This window comes from Saprospira grandis DSM 2844, assembly GCF_000275825.1.
Lineage (GTDB): Bacteria > Bacteroidota > Bacteroidia > Chitinophagales > Saprospiraceae > Saprospira > Saprospira grandis_A.
Window position 1 is genome coordinate 127561 of the sequence record NZ_JH719942.1, and the last position, 16318, is coordinate 143878.

Sequence of the window (16318 nt, forward strand, 5' to 3'; positions counted from 1 at the left end):
CTGAGAAAGTTCTTACAAAGTTAGTTAAGTTAGGTCTAAGGTGTTAAGCAAAGATTGCTTAGCACCTTTTTTTTGGCCCTGCGGTCAGCTCTATCTAAAAATCTCCACTTCTTTTAGATAGATTTTGTACCTTAGCGGAAAATTTAGGAGGTCCTAAGTCATACTAGGGTTTTCGTTTAAAGTTCTTACCATCATCTTTGGCAAAACACAATAATGCTAAGTAGAAACAACATCCGGATCAAGGTATTGCAGACCCTTTATGCGCAGTCTGTAAAAAAAGACAACACCGCCGTTGCCGAGCGCAATTTTTTGAAAGCCGTACAGGAGAGTTATCGGCTATATTTGCTCAGCGTACACTATATTACGCAGGTTGCATTTTTTAGTCGCAAGGACCTTGAAATCAAGAGCAACAAATTTGTCCCTACAGAGCAAGATAAAAAGGCTTCTAGAAAGCTATATGAGAATCCGGTCGTTGCTGCGATTAGAGAGAATGAAGCATTTCAGAAGCTCATTAAGAAAGAGGGTATTTTGCAGATGGTAGACCAAGACATTGTTCGTCGTTTGTTTAAGAAATTTACTGCAGAAGAATATTATGAGAGCTACCGCGAAATGGAGAACACGCCAATTCGGGAGCATCAATATGCTTTGGTCCGTTTGTATATGTGTATGCGAGAGGATGAGGTCTTTATGGAGCAGATGACGGATTATTTTCCGACTTGGCCCGATGATGAATCGCTTATTTATGGGGCGATCAAGCGTTCTTTGCGTACTTTGCCCAATGATCAGGAGTTTTTCTTGAGCCAAAAGCCCAACCTTGAGTTTGTTGAGGATTTGGGTAAGGAGCTACTTTATTTGGTTTTGCGCAAAGAAGAAGAATTGACCGAATTGATTGCTGGGCGTTTGAACAACTGGCAAGAGGATCGGGTTGCGGTTATTGATATGACCTTGATGAAGATGGGCCTTTGTGAATTCCTTTATTTCCCTTCTATTCCGACCAAGGTAACAATTAACGAATATGTTACTTTGGCCAAAACCTATAGTACAGACAAAAGTAAGCGCTTTATTAACGGTATTCTTGACCGCCTGATGCAGGAACTACAGAAAGAGGGCCGCATCAATAAGGAAGGTCGAGGTCTTTTGGATAAATAATCAAACCACTCCCTCCTATGAAAAAAATCGCTGTTTTATTTTTTGGCCTTTTGGCTAATGCTGGGCTTTTTGCCCAATCTGCCGAGCAGCCGCATGCTATTTCGGCCAAGGTTTTGGCCCATGATTATGTCTCCTTAGATGAATCGCATAAGATGCGTACAGATCGGTTTTTGGCTCCTCAAGATTGGACCTTTGGGGGGGAGCTGGCTTATCGCTATTACCTAAATCCCTCCTTTAATTTATCGGCGGGCTTGCGCTTGGGGGCTATTGATGCCTATCATGAGGATAGCAGAATTTTGTGTATCTCAACGCCTTGTGAAAAGCGCAATCACCCTAATGAGTTAGGGGTTGGCCTAGACTTGCAGGCCCATTATAAGTTTGCCAATGGCTATATCCTCTCTGAAGAGGCAGCCGTACAACCTTATATTTTGGCGGGACTTGCCCCTGTTTATATGACAGAGCGAGAAGATAACCCCCTGGACCTGCAAATTCCTTTGGGAGTTGGGGCCAAAATTCCCTTAAACGATAAAATCAGCCTAGAGCTGCAAGCCGAATACCGAGCCTCATTGATTACGCAAAAGTCAAATTTTGCCCTAGGACTGGGCGCTGTATTCCAATTGGGCAAAAAGGAAAAGAAGGCGATTCCACCTCCCCCTCCCCCCAAAGACAGCGATGGCGATGGCATTACGGATGAGCAGGATGATTGTCCCCAAACAGCGGGCTTGGCCGAGTTTAATGGCTGCCCCGATACAGATGGCGATGGGATTCCAGACCAGGAAGATGACTGCCCCGAACAAGCTGGCTTAGCCGAATTCAAGGGCTGCCCAGATACGGATGGCGATGGGATTCCAGATAAGGAAGACAACTGCCCCGAAGAGGCTGGGCCCAAAGAGAACCAAGGTTGCCCCGAAATCAAAAAAGCCGATCAAGATATCTTGGATCGAGCCATGAAAGAGGTACACTTTGAAACGGGCAAAGCCATTTTGTTGCCTAGCTCTAAAGAAATACTAAAAGAGATGGCCAACTTGCTCAAACGCTATCCCGAGCATCAGCTCAAAATTCAGGGACATACCGATAACTTAGGCGGAACGAGCAATAATCTCATTTTGTCTAGAGAACGCGCCAAGGCTTGCTACGACTTTCTGATCCAAGAAGGAGTTTCGGCTAGTCGACTTTCTCATAAGGGATTTGGAGAAACCCAACCTTTGGTCTCTAATAATACTAAAGAAGGCCGAGCCAAAAACCGCCGTGTAGAATTTATTCTCTTTAAATAGAATCTTGGGGGCGATGCTCCAGCATCGCCCTCAAATCATTGGACCAAAGATCTATAGAATATGAAAAAATTGCTATTTCCCTTCTTGCTGCTTTTGGGCGCCTGCCAAACTCCATCGGCAGATATGCCCTCTGCACAGGATGTGCAAGACAGTAAACCTTTGGGCAAAACACAACTCTACCACAATCCCATTTCAGCAGATAAGCCCTTGGACCCCAATGAGGCGGCCAAAATGCTATTTGAAGAAATGGCCTTTGATTTTGGCGAAATCAAAGAGGGCGAATCGGTAGAACATGTCTTCAAGTTTAAGAATACAGGCAAATCGCCGCTCAATATTACCAATGCTAGAGGAAATTGCGGCTGCACCGTCCCAAAATGGCCCAAAGCACCTTTGGCCCCCGGCGAAGCCGGCGAAATTCGGGTAGTATTTAATTCTACAGGGAAAAAAGGCATCCAAGAAAAAGATGTGTATATTACCGCCAATACCATCCCCAACAAAACTGTTTTGAAAATACGAGCCAATGTGGCTAACTAATTTTTTATTAAGCTAATAATATGCAAAAGTTCTCTTTATTCCTTTGGCAGGCTGCCGATTCTGGCGCTGCAGGTTGGACCAATTTACTCTTTCTTTTTGGGGCCATTATTATCATCTATTTCCTGATGATCCGCCCTCAACAGCAAGAACGCAAAAAACAAAAAGGCTTCTTTGAGTCGCTCAAAAAAGGCCAAAAAGTAGTCACTATGGGTGGCGTACATGGTAGCATTGCCAATATTACCGAAAGTACCATTGAGCTGATCATTGCCCCCAAAACAATGATTACCATCCAAAGAGAAGCCGTTTCTAAAGATATGACACAAGCTGTTTATGGCGATGAAGATGCCAAAGATGCCAAATAGGCAAGAGATTAAGGCCTTCCTGAAGACCGATCGGGCAATACTGATGATTTGCATTGGTATTGCCTTCATCTTTTGGCTCTTTACCAAACTTTCCTACAATTATCGAAGTACCCTCAACTTTGCCCTAGAATACCAACTACCCAAAGATAAGGTCCTCAGTTTGCCCCCAGCCGATAATATCGACATTGATGTGGAGGCTAGCGGTTGGGATCTGCTCGGACACTGGTTTTCTAGAGGAGAATTTGTGCTCGATCTCAATATCCATGATGATAATCCCCAAACGCTCAACGCCATGAACATCAAAAGTCGAATTAGTCGACAGTTGAGCGATGATATCAAAATCCTAGAAATTCGCCCCGATTTTATTCAATTGCAACCTGAATCTCCTGCCGATAAGGAGATTCCGCTGGTTCTAGACAATCAGCTGGAGTTGGCGCCCCAGCATCATTTCAAATCAGAGATTCAACTACAGCCCGCCACGGTAAAAATTCATGGGCCCGCCTCTGTAGTGAGCGAAATTAAGAGTTGGCCCACCGTCCCACTCATCCAACAAAAAGTAAATTCTAGCGTCATTCAGAAGGTGCGCCTCAAACCGCACCCCAACAGCAATGTCCACTTTGAACCCGAGGAGGTCAAGATAATTGCCACCGTAGAGCCCACCACGGAAAAACGCTTGGCGGTGGAGATACAAAAGAAGGGCATTCCAGATAGTTTATTGCTGGTCCTCTTGCCCAAAAAGGTCGAAATCAGCTGTATTGTTGGCCTTAGTGATTATGATCGTTTATCGGCCAGAGATTTTGAAATTATTGCCGATTTTTCCAAAATTGACCCCACCCAAAACAAGAGCATTCGCCTGCAGCTCAAGCGCAAGCCCAAATCAGTTAGCTACTTACAATATCAACCCAAAAAGGTAGATTACATCATCCGAAGCAAAACACTGATGGCCCAAGATAGCGCAAGAAGCAATTAAGTCCTTCTTTTTTATTTTTTGGGGCCTGCCGCCTTCGGCGGCCGGGCCCTTGCCGGGCTCGCAGGTCTGCTCGGCCCTGCGCCAGCAAGCTGGCTGGGTCTGGCCTGCGGCCACCCTTTCAGGCCCCTAGGCCGGCGGGCCTTCGGCCCTTTTACTGTAGGTTGAAACCTACAGCCATACAACAACCCCATTCTACATCTATAGTGCGGAGAGGATTAAAATCCTCTACCGCTTTGAACAAGGGTTATTTTTTCTTCGGTAGTTTGATTTTGTTTTTTTCTCCCCCATAAATTTCATCAGCAAACAAGGGCTTTAGCCCGCCAGTTTGCCCAGTCTACAAGCATGGGCTTCAGCCTATGGGCCCAAAACCGCCCAACCGCCGAAGAAAACAGCCAAAAGAAAAAAGACTGTTGAGCGGCCACAACAAGCCCTTTAGGGCGCAGTTCGACGACCAAGGGGAGTAACCGTAGCGCCGCAAGGCGAAGCCGCAGCGGAGGCCCCAAAAACAGCGCTTTTCAAAAAACATTTTCAAAAAAAAAGGCAAAAAAATTTGACTTTAGGGGAAAAGCTGCATCTTCAATGCGAAAATCATTATTTCATGCTGCAATTCAAGACAAATTGCATCTAACTCCCTAATTAACATATGTCTATACCCAAAAGCCAAGCTGCCCAAATCATTCAGCCCGGACATTTTGAAGCTGAAAAACACTGGTACCCCAAAGCATTAAATGCGACCATTCACCCTATGGTGAACTTCTTTTTAAACTTAGATCAGGAGCGAATTTTAAGACGTTATTGCCATATTCACCCCAAGGTCAGCTACGATAGCTTGCGAACCATCCTTAATTATCAGCCGCAGCAATTTCGTTGGGCGGGGGCCGATCTCATTCATGTGACCACCGAAAAAGGCAACCGCAAAATGGTGGTCATTGAGACCAACTCTTGTCCCTCTGGCCAAAAATCGATGCCCCTGACCGATGATTTTCAGGAGCAAGGCGGTTATCGTTTACTCATGGAAAAAACCTTTGCGCCCCTACTCAAAAGAGGAAAAGTAAAAGGGGGCTTGGCCGTTATTTATGACAAAAACCCCATGGAAGCCTCTGGCTATGCCGCTGCTATGGCCGATGTGATGCAAGAAAAGGTCTATTATGTGGCTTTTCCTAAAGATGATCCCGATCCCTCGGTTCGTTTTGTAGATGCGCAAATGGAAGTTCGAGATGCAGCGGGCAACTGGCAGCCCATTCGGGCGGCTTTCCGCTACCTCACTCAGCGGCCCTGGGACCGTCTGCCTATTTACAGCAAGACCAAAATTCTCAACCCTTCTATTGCCTGTTTGGCTGGTGGGCGCAACAAAATGGTGGCCGCCAAAGCCTACGACATTTATAACTCAGAAATTGCCGATTCGGGCCTCAATATCCTTACGCCCGAAACCATTTGGGACGTCTCTAAGAATGAGATTCCGATTTGGGTGCGCAAACTGGGTGGACAAGCCGTAATCAAGGTGCCTTATAGCAATGCTGGGCAGGGCGTTTATACCATTGTGAGCCAAAAAGAGCTAGACGATTTCATGAAGCTAGAGTTTGAGTACGATCAATTTATTGTGCAAAGCCTGATTGGCAACTACAACTGGAGCTCAACCAGTAAATTGGGGAAACTCTACCATGTCGGTACCTTACCCAATGCCAAAGGACAAAGCTTTGTGGCCGATCTTCGCGTGATGGTTCAGGCCACAGCAAATGGAATTCGCCCACTTTGCGTCTATGCTCGTCGGGCAGCCCTTCCCTTGGCCCAAGAACTCATTGATGGAACCGACTCTTGGGGTATGCTAGGCACCAACCTCTCGATCAAGCGAGAAGATGGGGGCTGGGACAGCGACACCAACCGTTTGATTTTGATGGACCGCAGAGACTTTAATAAACTGGGAGTGGGTCTAGATGACTTGATTGAAGCCTACATTCAGACCACACTTTCTATGATTGCCATTGATAAAATGGCCAGCACACTACTCAACAGCAAAGGGCGGATGCGTACAAAGCTATTTGGATCGCTAAACAACGACAGCCAGCTCCTCAACCAAATTTTACACTAATCTATGTATAAAATCCTCATCCTCACGGATCCTAGTCGCCATACAGCAACCAACTCCCTTTATGGTTTGGCCCAAACCCTTAGCCAACATCCTAAGGTGGCCACTTTACATCTAGCGAGTAGAGCCTTGGCCCAAAATGCCCCTTTTTTCTATCAGATGAGTAGCCAGCAACTGCAGCTGACCGAAGTAAAGGCAGACTTTGCCTTTAGGGAGGACCAAAGCTGTTTTGCGCCTAGCATTTCGGGCCAATTGAGTGATTATGATTTTATCTTTCTTCGCCTGCCCCGCCCCCTAGCCGATGGTTTTTTGGAGTGGTTGGGGCAGATTTTCCCCGAAGAACGAATTATCAACCGCCCTTCAGGAGTTTTGCAAACCAGCTCCAAAGCTTTTTTACTAGATATTGCCGAGCATTGTCCCCCTATAGCAAGAATTCAATCTTTGGCAGAATTAGAAGCCTTTAAGGCTCGCTTTCCAATTGTACTCAAGCCTTTGCTCAACTATGGCGGACAAGGTGTTTTGCGCATTCTCGACAATTATGTCTGGGAGGGCAACAATAAGCAACCCTATGCCGAATGGGCCAGCCAACAAAAGGAACTCGATTATCTGGGCATGGAATATATGCAGCGAGTGGCCGAGGGCGACAAGCGCATTGTCGTTTGTAATGGCCAAATTATTACCGCCGCCCTGCGTTTTCCAGCCAAAGATTCTTGGATGTGCAATGTGGCACAGGGCGGACGGGCCGAAGCCAGCCAGGCCAGCCCCGAAGAAAAAGCCATGGTGGCCGCCCTCCACCCTATTCTTAAAGAAAAAGGCATCTTATTGTATGGGCTCGATACCCTAATGGGAACAAATGGCAAACGCCTACTTTCCGAACTCAACACCTTGAGTATTGGCGGCATTGCTCCTGCAGGAGCAACAGCCCTAAACAATACTATAGAGGGACTTATTCACTACTTTGATTCGATTTAATGAAAGCAGCTAAAATCAAGCAAATCGATTTGGATCTTCTAGAAAAAGGGAAGATCTATCGCTTTTGGCTCAGCCTTACCTCCGATGGATTTGGCGACCCTTTATCTATTCCCATTTTTGTGGCGCAAGGAGCCAAACCTGGGCCTGTTTTGGGCCTAAGTTCAGCCATTCATGGCAATGAAATCAATGGAATACCTGTGATTCAACAACTATTTAGAGAACTAGACCCCAGCCAACTTTCTGGGACCATTTTGGCCGCTCCTGTAGTCAATATTCCTTCTTTTCTCCGAAAGCGTCGCCGTTTTCAGGACAATGTAGACCTCAACCATATCATGCCCGGCAAAGCCCGGGGCAATGTGAGTCAGGCCTACGCCTATGCTTTTTTTCACAAATTTGTGGAGCAGGTCGATTATCTTGTTGATTTTCATACGGCTAGTTTTGGCCGGATCAACTCCTATTACATTCGGGCCGACATGAGCAATCAGGTCAGTGCTGAAATGGCTCGTCGGCAGAACCCACAGATTATTTTGCACAACCCAGCCGTCAATGGCACCTTAAGAGGGGCAGCCGAGGCAATTGGGATTCCCGCCATCACCTTAGAGTTGGGCAATCCCAATGTGTTTCAGCCGGCCATTATTGCCCAAAGTTTGGAGGGCGTTTATAATGTCTTGGCTATGCTCAATATGTTCGAGCATGCCTATGAATCTCAAGAAGGGGCCAACATTCCCGTTTGTCAGTCCTCCAAATGGATTTACACCCGCAAGGGCGGGCTTTTGCATGTTCACCCCAAAGTGACCGATTATATTGAAAAGGGGCAGCTCATTGCACATCAAGAAAATATCTTTGGCGATCGCATTGCAGAATATCGCGCTCCGCAGGCGGGCATTATCATTGGCAAAAGCGTCAGTCCGGTCAATAGTTCTGGCGGCCGCATTTTGCATTTGGGCATTTTGAAGTAGCTTTTTTTGGGGCCTGCCGCCTTCGGCGGCCGGGCCCTTGCCGGGCTCGCAGGTCTGCTCGGCCCTGCGCCAGCAAGCTGGCTGGGTCTGGCCTGCGGCCACCCTTTCAGGCCCCTAGGCCGGCGGGCCTTCGGCCCTTTTTAGGCCAGCCCATTCGGTTGTATCATAATGCAGCTAGCAGGCGGCGCAGGTCTAGCGATACGAAAGGGGGCGGCTTCGCCGCCCCTGGCCGAAGGCCAGCATGGCCCAGCGCTGCGCAGCCGTGGCCGTCAGGCCAGACCCAGGAGCGAAGCGACGCAGGGCCGAGCAGACCTGCGAGCGGCGAAGCATAGCGGCGGCCGCCCGCCCTATTTGGGGCGGCCGCGGGCCCCAAAACCGCATAAAAAAACAGCTAGCAGAAAACGACTAACTGTTTGGTAATTACTTGAGCATCCAGCAGGTAATGCTGAGTCGTGGTCGGTTGGCGGGCAGCACGGCATGCGGTAGTTCATGGCTTCGGAAGCAAACGAATCGGCCAGCTTTGGGCGCAATTTTTATTTCTTGGCCATTGGGGAGTTGGAGCAAGAGCTCTCCCCCATCGGTATCGCTCCAATTTTCATTGAGGTAAAAGATGGCAGAGAACTGTCGGCGGCTATCCTGTTTAAAGCGGTCGACATGCATTTTATAAAAGCTACCTACATCATAGAAAGCGTAGTGCATTTCTGCGCTGCTCAGGCCAGTATAGCAGCTACGGTTGAGGTAGTGCATAAAGCCCATCAGTGCCTGTTGGTACTGAGCTTCTAGGGCTTGTTCGCTATCAGATTCTATCCAGAGGATCTGGTCATTTCGGATAGTAGTATGCTGGCTAGCTTGTTGGCCAATGCCGGCGGTTTTGAACTTAGATTGGGCTTTTTGGGCCAGCAAATAAGTTCGGATTTGGGCCACAAAAGAGGCTGGCAAAAAATCATCTACCAGCCCGTAGCCCTCTTCAATGATCCCCGTAATTAGGGATTCGTATTTTTCGTCCATTTAAGGGATTAAAAGCGCCATTGGTTGGCGTATTTAACAAAAATTTTGGCCAAATTGATTGCGTCATCAATACCTCGGTGGTGGGCGCCTTCAAACTCAAAGCCTTCTCGTTCTACGGCTCTTTTGAGGCCAATTTCTCGGCGGATGCCCTTAATTCGGGGATATTGATGTTTGAGGCTAATGTGTTTATCGGTCCAATCGGCTGGTAAATCGTGTAGCTTACAATTTCGGGCGAAGGCCTTGCGGTCAAAGAAGCCCCAAGAGCAGAGCAGGTAGTCTTCGCCTTTTGTTAGGCCGATCCAATCTTGGAAATCCTCGATTACCTGGGGAAATTCGTCGGCTTGGTTAACCTCTATTTGGCTAATTCCGGTTAGTTGCGTACAAAAATCGGAGAGTTGTGGATGTTCGCTTGGGCGGACAAAGCTCTCGAATCTAGATTGCAGTTCGGCGTATTCGTTAAAGAGCAGCGCGCCGATTTCGATAATTTCTTGGCTACGCCCCCTTCGTTCTAGGTCCGTTTTCCAACAAGTGGCTTCTAAATCGTAAATGATAAAGTTCATGATATATTTTGGATATGTAAGTTCTTTAGTAAAACAGAGGGGGCGGCCAATTTAATCGTCTTTCTTGAGTCGTTCGGACTCTTCCTCTTCTTCCTCGTTTTGGCTGGCTTCATCGAGGATGGCGGCATCATCTTCATCATCTAGGCCAAAGTCATTGCGGAGTGTACCGTCATCATCGTAGTCCTCATCATCTTCGATAATTTGTTCGGCTTCCCGAATGGTCATACGGACCAAATAGTAAACATCTTCGCAGTCGAAGGGGAGTGCAGAAACCAGCTTGCCATTTCGGTCGGTATATTTGACGAGGTGCTGGGCAAAACCCCGAGGGTATCGGAGTTTAATTTGCTCCAAGGTTTCTTCTGCTAGGGCATCATAATCCTTGATAATGCGTTTTTTGCTGTTCACAACTTGCTAATTTAAGTGGTGGTGTATAAGGTGGTATTCTTGTCTTTTATTGGGCCTATTTGTATAGGGCCGCAAAACTTGCAAAAAAAGCTTAAATCCTCAAGTGAAAATCAAAAAAATTAGGGCCTTAATCCTTCGCCTGCTTTGATCTGAATTTGCTCTACCTCTTGGTAGAGGATCTTGGCATAAGCGTCTAACTCTAAACTGAGGATTTCAGTTTCATTTTCGAGAACAATCCAGTAGGTATAATGGCCAAGGGGGTGTTGAGTGGCCAAGACATAGCTAATCGTTCTGTCGGCATATTCTTTTTCTAAGAAGCGCTTAATGGCTAGGGTAAAGGCAGAGGGTTCTACCTCCATATCTGATTTGAGCCATTTGCCGGCCTCATCAAAGTAGGCCAAGACATAGATGCCATTGGCTTCATCCCAAAATTGGCCTTGATAGCTGCTATCTACCTCTTGCCAGATGGCTTGTTTGACCTGGGCTTGGGGGTATTTAGTTTCAAAAGCAGTTTGGACCTTTTTGGGGAGTTTGTGGGGGGCAATATTGGCCGTTCTTTGGGCCCAGCTAGGGCTGCTTAGGGCCAATAGTAGGAGAAAAAAGAAGTATTTCATTGTTTTCTTTTCATTAGTTCTAAGAAATTCAGCTACTTAAGGCATAAGCAAGCGCTGATATTTTTTCTTTTTCCCCAACAATTCTAGGGCCATATCGAGGCAATGATCGGCCTTGAGACTATGGGCAATGGCTGCGGCTCTTAGTTTTTCTTGTCCCACGATTTCAACCTCTAGCAAAGATAGGATTTTATCCTTGGCGGCCAATAGTTTGTTGCGCTCTTGGCTGCGGAGTCCTTTTTCTAGGGCCTTTAATTCTTTATCAAGGGCTATTTTCAGGGCTCCTTCCTGATCGAGTTTCTGCTCAAACTGCTCTAAGGCCAAGGCCGTTTTGCTCTTTTTCAGGTAGGCGTTTTTATCCATCAAGGCCATAAAATCATCAAAGTCTTTGGCCTGAAGGCTCCAGTTATCCAAATCTTCGGGCAATTTATGCTGGCTGCGATAGGCCACGCCAAAGTCAAAAATAGCGGGACTAGCCAAAAGCTGCTTTTTCAAGCTCAGCCACTCCTGATTCTCATGCACTAAATCGGGGCGAATTCCACCGCCATCATAGACCTTTCTGCCCGCTAGGGTGCTAAAGACCTGTCGCAGAGAGTCGGCAATCACTTTTGGAGCTCCATTTTCATATTCTAGAGACTGGATACAACGGCCCGAGGGAATATAATAACGAGCCGTGGTTAGTTTGATTTTGGCCCCATGCGGAAGATCTACCGTATTTTGCACCAAGCCCTTTCCAAAAGAACGCTGCCCCACAATAACCCCTCGATCCAAGTCTTGGATCGCACCCGCCACAATTTCTGAAGCAGAAGCCGAACGCTCATTGATCAGGACCGCCAAGGCAATGCTGCTATCAATAGGCATATTAAGGGTTCTAAAGATTTGCTGTTGCGATTTCTCTCTCCCCTGAATAGAAACCACCTCCCGCCCTCTGGGCACAAAAACATTGATCACATTGACGGCCTCGCTCAATAAGCCGCCCGTATTGCCTCTAAGGTCGAGAATCACGCCATTGAGCTTTTCTTTTTCTTGCAAGGCCTCTAGGGCTTCTCCCAAATGCTGCCCCGCCTTTTCTGAAAAGGTGCTGAGCGAGAAGTAGGCAATTTTGCCCGGCAAGACCTCATAATGCGGAAGGTTATTGATGAGGATATTTTGGCGGCGCAGACTAAATCTCAGCTTTTTGCTCTGCCCTGGCCGATGCACCGTCAATTGCATGGCCTGCCCCATTTTTCCTCTCAACTCTTGGCTAATTTCGGAAAGGGCTTTGCCTTTTAAAGATACCTCATCGATAAAAAGGAGGGTGTCTCCGGCCATAAGGCCCGCCTTATGGGCAGGCCCCTTAGGGTATACTGCCGTAATTAGACCGCCCGAAGCCGTAACCCGTACTCTGGTCCCTATCCCCGCATAACTACCTGTAATAGAAGAGCGAAAACGCGCTACTTCCTCAGCTGGAATATAAGTGGTGTAGGGGTCCAAGCTCTTGAGCATGGCATCTAAGCCCGATTTCATCAAATCTTCAGGTGGCACCTCATCTACATAGTAGGTATTGAGCTCTCTAAATACATTAGAGTAGAGCTCTAAATTCTTAGCAATTTCAAACTCATCGGTTAGGGTGGTGGCCAAAGCCATCCCGCCCCCCAAAATGAGGAAAGCGAAAAATAGTTTCTTGGCTGATTGTATAGCAAACATCTCTGTAATCGGTTTTAATGTGGAGTGAATTTACTTTTTTGGCGCTTCCAAAAGCTGACCAAAGGCCTTTGCATCCCCAAAAAGAGCAATGGCGGCCTTTACTTCTTTATCTTCTTTCAATCGAGCCATAATAACTTGGTCCTCGCTATAATAACGACGCAAAATGGCCTGGCGAAGCTGAATGGATAAGGCCTCCTTTTCTTGATTCAATAGCCGCTTTTTTTCGGCTTGGATTTTTAGCCGCAAGGCCTCAAAAGCCGCCTTTTCCGAGGCGTATTTTTTCTCTTCTTTGGCCGTTTTTTCTAGCTTGGCCAACTCTTTTTCCGAAGGCAACTCAAAAGCATAGTTCTTCTGGGCCAAAAACTGCAGGTAGTCCGCATACAACTGCTCCGATACCTGAAACTCCAAGGCCGGAGCAATGCTGTCTACCTGCTGCCGAAAATCATTGGCAAACTCAAAGAGTAAGCGGCTTTCCGTTATCGCATCCAATAAATATTTGGTCTCGGCCAAGGCTATTTTATGATCCGGCTCCAACCCCCCCCCATCAAATACTTCTCGGCCATTTTCGGTGCTAAAACTGCTCCGCAAAGAGTCTTCCATCCGCTTAGACTTCCCTCCTTTGTAGGCCAAGGCCTGAATACAACGGCCCGAGGGAATATGATAGCGGGCAGTAGTCAGCTTTACCTTAGAGTTGTAACCAATATCATAGGTGTTCTGCACCAAACCTTTACCAAAAGAACGCTGCCCCAACAAAACTCCACGGTCGTAGTCCTGTATGGCCCCCGCCACAATCTCAGAAGCCGAGGCCGACTGCCCATTGACCAAAACAATCAAGGGAATCTGGCTGTCTAATGGCTGGCTTCTGGTGCTAAACGAACGGTCCCAATTGGCTACCTTATTTTTAGTGTAAACAATCAGCTTGTTTCTAGGCAAAAAGACGTTGCAAAGATTCACCGCCTCAATCAAAAGCCCCCCGCCATTGTTTCGCAAATCTAAAATGACTTGCTTGGGGTTGTGTTTTTCCTGCAGTTCTTGCAAGGCATTAGAAACATTGCCCCCAGCTCGCTCCGTAAAGGTGGTCAAAATAATATAGGCCGTGCTATCATCCAACATACTATAATAAGGAACGTTTTTCCGCTCTACCTTGGTCCGCGTCAAATTGTGCTCCTCCGAGGCAGCCACTCCCCTACGGGTTTCTACCAATACCTGCGTGCCCGCTTTTCCATGCAAACTCCGCTCGATATCCTCTAGCTTTTTGCCCGAAATATCGCTGCCGTCTATCCGCAAAAGCTCATCGCCAACCTGAATGCCCGCCGCCTTAGCCGCCGAACCATCCACCAATTCATTCACCAATACTTGCCCATTATATTCAATGAGCTCCATGCCGACCCCATCCCAAGAGCCCTTAAAATTGATGCGAAACTGCTCAATCTGGGCCTCGGAAAAGTAGTTGGTGTAGGGGTCCAAACTGCCATTCATAGAGTCTATGGCAATCCGCATCAGGGCCGTCGGCTCAGGCTCTTCTACATAATAGCGGTTCACGGCGCGATAGGCGGCTGCAAATATTTCCATGCTCTGGGCCAAACGAAGCAACCGGCCACCACTGGCCAAACTCAGCCCCGCTAAAAGTACTAGCCCTAAAGGCCAAAATTTTCTGTATTTCATACTGTTTTTTGTTTCTATTTTTGGGGCTTCCCCGCCCTGCGGGCGGGTCGGGCTCTGTCGCAGCTCGCTACTCGCTCGGCCCTTCGCTTTTTTTCGCTATCGCTTCAAAAAAGCTTGGTCTGGCCCTGCGGGCCACTGCTATCCATCCCTAAGCCTGCGGCCGCTTCGCGGCCTGTAGGACCTATGTTTTGGCAAAGCTCAAGCCCTCTTCTTTCCAATCCAATTCTTGTAAATGCAGTTTGCGCTTATAAAAAATTGCGGTGGCCTTCTCAAAAGAAGGCGTATAATCAGTAACATAAAACTGGGCCAAGGGCGCCAGATCTGTTTTGGCTTGCATATCATTTTGGACCAACTGCGCTTTTACTTCTTCTACTACTGCCGCAATAGAATCAAAAACAGCCACTCGGCCCTCATAAAAGGCCTCTATCTCTGGCCGAATGAGCGGATAATGCGTGCAAGCTAATAAAAGCGCCTCGATATCCTGAAAATCAGGATAGCTGAGGTACTGATGTAAAACAGCCTGACTCACCGCATTGTTAATAAAACCTTCTTCTATCATAGAAGCCAACATGCCCGTAGCCAAAGAACTAACGGCAATATCTGGCCTTAAGGCCTGCAATTGCTGGGGGTATTGGTCAATCCGAGTAGTGACTTTGGTCCCAATTACCCCCACTTTTTTATAATTTTTTTGGGCCATGCTCTTTACTAAGGGCCTAATTACATCAACTATCGGTAGACGATCCCCCCAGTAGGCTTTGAGCCGCCCCAAAGCCGCAGCCGAAGCCGTATTGCAAGCAATGACCAACATTTTGCAGCCTTGCTCTACCAAAAATCGACTAATGTGCAGGGCATAATTGGCGATGGCCTCTGGGCTCTTCTCCCCATAAGGTAAATGAGCCGTATCGCCCAAATAAATAATAGACTCTTGAGGAAGCGCCTGGCTAATCCCCGCCGCCACGGTTAGTCCACCTATACCCGAATCAAATATGCCGATAGGGCCATGTTTAGCTATTGCCATAAAGAATATAAAAAGATTTTGGGCGAATGCCCGTTTGTGCTGCAGATTTAAGTTTTTCTTTGCTTAGGCCTAAATATAAGCTTGAACTTAATTAAAACCAACTGTCCTTTGCCCTCAAGGCTATTTTTGCCCTCTTGAGTCTGTTTTAAATTTTGTGTTTGCCCTTTTTGCTGATCCTCTCATAAAATTCATAGGGGCCTAAAAACAAAAGCCAAACTGCCGCAGAAAAAAGCTAAAAGAAAAAAAATGGATGAGCGGCCTAGCGATGTGCAAGGGTGGCCGTCAGGCCAGACCGAGCCAGCGGAGCTGGCGAAGGGCCGAGCAGACCTGCGAGCCCTGAAACGTAGCGCCGCAAGGCGAAGCCGCAGCGGAGGCCCCAACCCTTAATCATTATCTTCATGAATAGCCTTGAGGACCATTTTATTGATGCGGTGTGGGCCATCAAAAAGTTGGATATGGGGGGGCTGGGGCAAGTTTTTCCAGAAAGCGATTTGTTGTTCTAGGCGTTCTTTGGGGAAATAGGCATCTTGCTGGCCACAGACCCAATGGAACTGAATTTGGGTTAAAAACTTGTTCTGAACATCTAGTTCGGGCGGGGCATCGGCGGCCCAGATGATCAACTTATTTAGCCTTTGGGGTTGGCGGTGCAAGGCCCAGCGGAGGGCCGTGGCGCCTCCTTGCGAAAAGCCTAGGAGATGGAACTTGGCCTGTGGGGGGAATTTGGGGAGCAGATGCGCATAGAGTTGGTCTAGGTAGGCCAGATAATCTTTAATTTCGTCTTCTCGGTGGTTTTTGGTCATCCAAGAATGGCCAATTTGGCCGCTACTGGCCTTGCAGTAAAAAGAAGAGAGTGCCTCGGGGGCGATAACAAAAGTATGGGGTAGTTCGGCAAACTTTTGGGGCAGGCGGCTGGCATCTTGGCCATAGCCATGCAGGGCCAAATAAATATGCTTAGTTTGGGGATTCAGCTTGCCTAAAGTGTGGTAGTGAGCGGTTTTTTTAACGGTCAGACGTTCTATTTTCTGCATAGTTTTTACTTTTTTGGGGGCTAAAATAAGA

The 16318-nt window shown here is 47.4% G+C and carries 16 protein-coding genes; 8 read left to right on the top strand and 8 right to left on the bottom strand.

Translation table 11 applies throughout. The features are described 5' to 3' along the window. Window positions 1-213 precede the first annotated feature (213 nt). From nusB to SAPGRDRAFT_RS00775, 8 genes are all read left to right on the top strand, one after another. Window positions 214-1149, top strand: a complete 936-nt coding sequence (gene nusB / locus SAPGRDRAFT_RS00740) for a transcription antitermination factor NusB (RefSeq protein WP_002656373.1) — start codon at window positions 214-216, stop codon at window positions 1147-1149. A gap of 17 nt (window positions 1150-1166) precedes the next feature. Next, window positions 1167-2423, top strand: coding sequence for an OmpA family protein (locus SAPGRDRAFT_RS00745; protein WP_002656374.1), 1257 nt, complete (start codon window positions 1167-1169; stop codon window positions 2421-2423). A 60-nt stretch (window positions 2424-2483) separates the two neighbouring features. Beyond that, a complete protein-coding gene (locus SAPGRDRAFT_RS00750) occupies window positions 2484-2957 on the top strand; it encodes a DUF1573 domain-containing protein (protein ID WP_002656375.1) in 474 nt (157 codons plus the stop codon). Between the two features lie 20 nt (window positions 2958-2977). Then, window positions 2978-3319 carry a preprotein translocase subunit YajC gene (gene yajC, locus SAPGRDRAFT_RS00755; RefSeq protein WP_002656377.1) on the top strand — a complete coding sequence of 114 codons (342 nt, stop codon included), beginning with the start codon at window positions 2978-2980 and terminating at the stop codon, window positions 3317-3319. Further along, a complete protein-coding gene (locus SAPGRDRAFT_RS00760) occupies window positions 3309-4289 on the top strand; it encodes a YbbR-like domain-containing protein (protein WP_253271237.1) in 981 nt (326 codons plus the stop codon). Before yajC ends, SAPGRDRAFT_RS00760 begins: the two co-directional genes overlap by 11 nt. Window positions 4290-4932: 643 nt before the next feature. Then, a complete protein-coding gene (locus SAPGRDRAFT_RS00765; RefSeq protein WP_002656381.1) occupies window positions 4933-6378 on the top strand; it encodes a hypothetical protein in 1446 nt (481 codons plus the stop codon). A gap of 3 nt (window positions 6379-6381) precedes the next feature. Next, a complete protein-coding gene (locus SAPGRDRAFT_RS00770) occupies window positions 6382-7347 on the top strand; it encodes an ATP-grasp domain-containing protein (protein ID WP_002656382.1) in 966 nt (321 codons plus the stop codon). Further along, window positions 7347-8306, top strand: coding sequence for a succinylglutamate desuccinylase/aspartoacylase family protein (locus tag SAPGRDRAFT_RS00775; protein ID WP_002656383.1), 960 nt, complete (start codon window positions 7347-7349; stop codon window positions 8304-8306). Before SAPGRDRAFT_RS00770 ends, SAPGRDRAFT_RS00775 begins: the two co-directional genes overlap by 1 nt. A gap of 420 nt (window positions 8307-8726) precedes the next feature. On the opposite strand, the gene SAPGRDRAFT_RS00785 is transcribed toward SAPGRDRAFT_RS00775, so the two are convergent. The 8 genes from SAPGRDRAFT_RS00785 to SAPGRDRAFT_RS00820 form a co-directional block, all read right to left on the bottom strand. After that, window positions 8727-9314: a 2OG-Fe(II) oxygenase gene (locus SAPGRDRAFT_RS00785; RefSeq protein WP_002656385.1), complete on the bottom strand. Its 588-nt coding sequence runs from the start codon at window positions 9312-9314 to the stop codon at window positions 8727-8729. 8 nt (window positions 9315-9322) lie between these two features. Beyond that, on the bottom strand, window positions 9323-9874 hold the full coding sequence (locus tag SAPGRDRAFT_RS00790) for a 3'-5' exonuclease (RefSeq protein WP_002656387.1): 552 nt from the start codon (window positions 9872-9874) through the stop codon (window positions 9323-9325). A 51-nt stretch (window positions 9875-9925) separates the two neighbouring features. Beyond that, on the bottom strand, window positions 9926-10279 hold the full coding sequence (locus SAPGRDRAFT_RS00795; protein WP_002656390.1) for a hypothetical protein: 354 nt from the start codon (window positions 10277-10279) through the stop codon (window positions 9926-9928). Between the two features lie 119 nt (window positions 10280-10398). Next, window positions 10399-10893, bottom strand: coding sequence for a PepSY-like domain-containing protein (locus tag SAPGRDRAFT_RS00800; protein ID WP_002656392.1), 495 nt, complete (start codon window positions 10891-10893; stop codon window positions 10399-10401). 36 nt (window positions 10894-10929) lie between these two features. Next, a complete protein-coding gene (locus SAPGRDRAFT_RS00805) occupies window positions 10930-12576 on the bottom strand; it encodes a S41 family peptidase (RefSeq protein ID WP_002656393.1) in 1647 nt (548 codons plus the stop codon). Between the two features lie 30 nt (window positions 12577-12606). Further along, entirely contained in the window at window positions 12607-14241 is a 1635-nt protein-coding gene (locus SAPGRDRAFT_RS00810) for a S41 family peptidase (protein ID WP_002656395.1), read from the bottom strand. A 181-nt stretch (window positions 14242-14422) separates the two neighbouring features. Next, window positions 14423-15259, bottom strand: a complete 837-nt coding sequence (murI, locus tag SAPGRDRAFT_RS00815; RefSeq protein ID WP_002656397.1) for a glutamate racemase — start codon at window positions 15257-15259, stop codon at window positions 14423-14425. Between the two features lie 383 nt (window positions 15260-15642). Beyond that, window positions 15643-16287, bottom strand: a complete 645-nt coding sequence (locus SAPGRDRAFT_RS00820) for an alpha/beta hydrolase (RefSeq protein ID WP_002656399.1) — start codon at window positions 16285-16287, stop codon at window positions 15643-15645. Window positions 16288-16318: the final 31 nt, after the last annotated feature.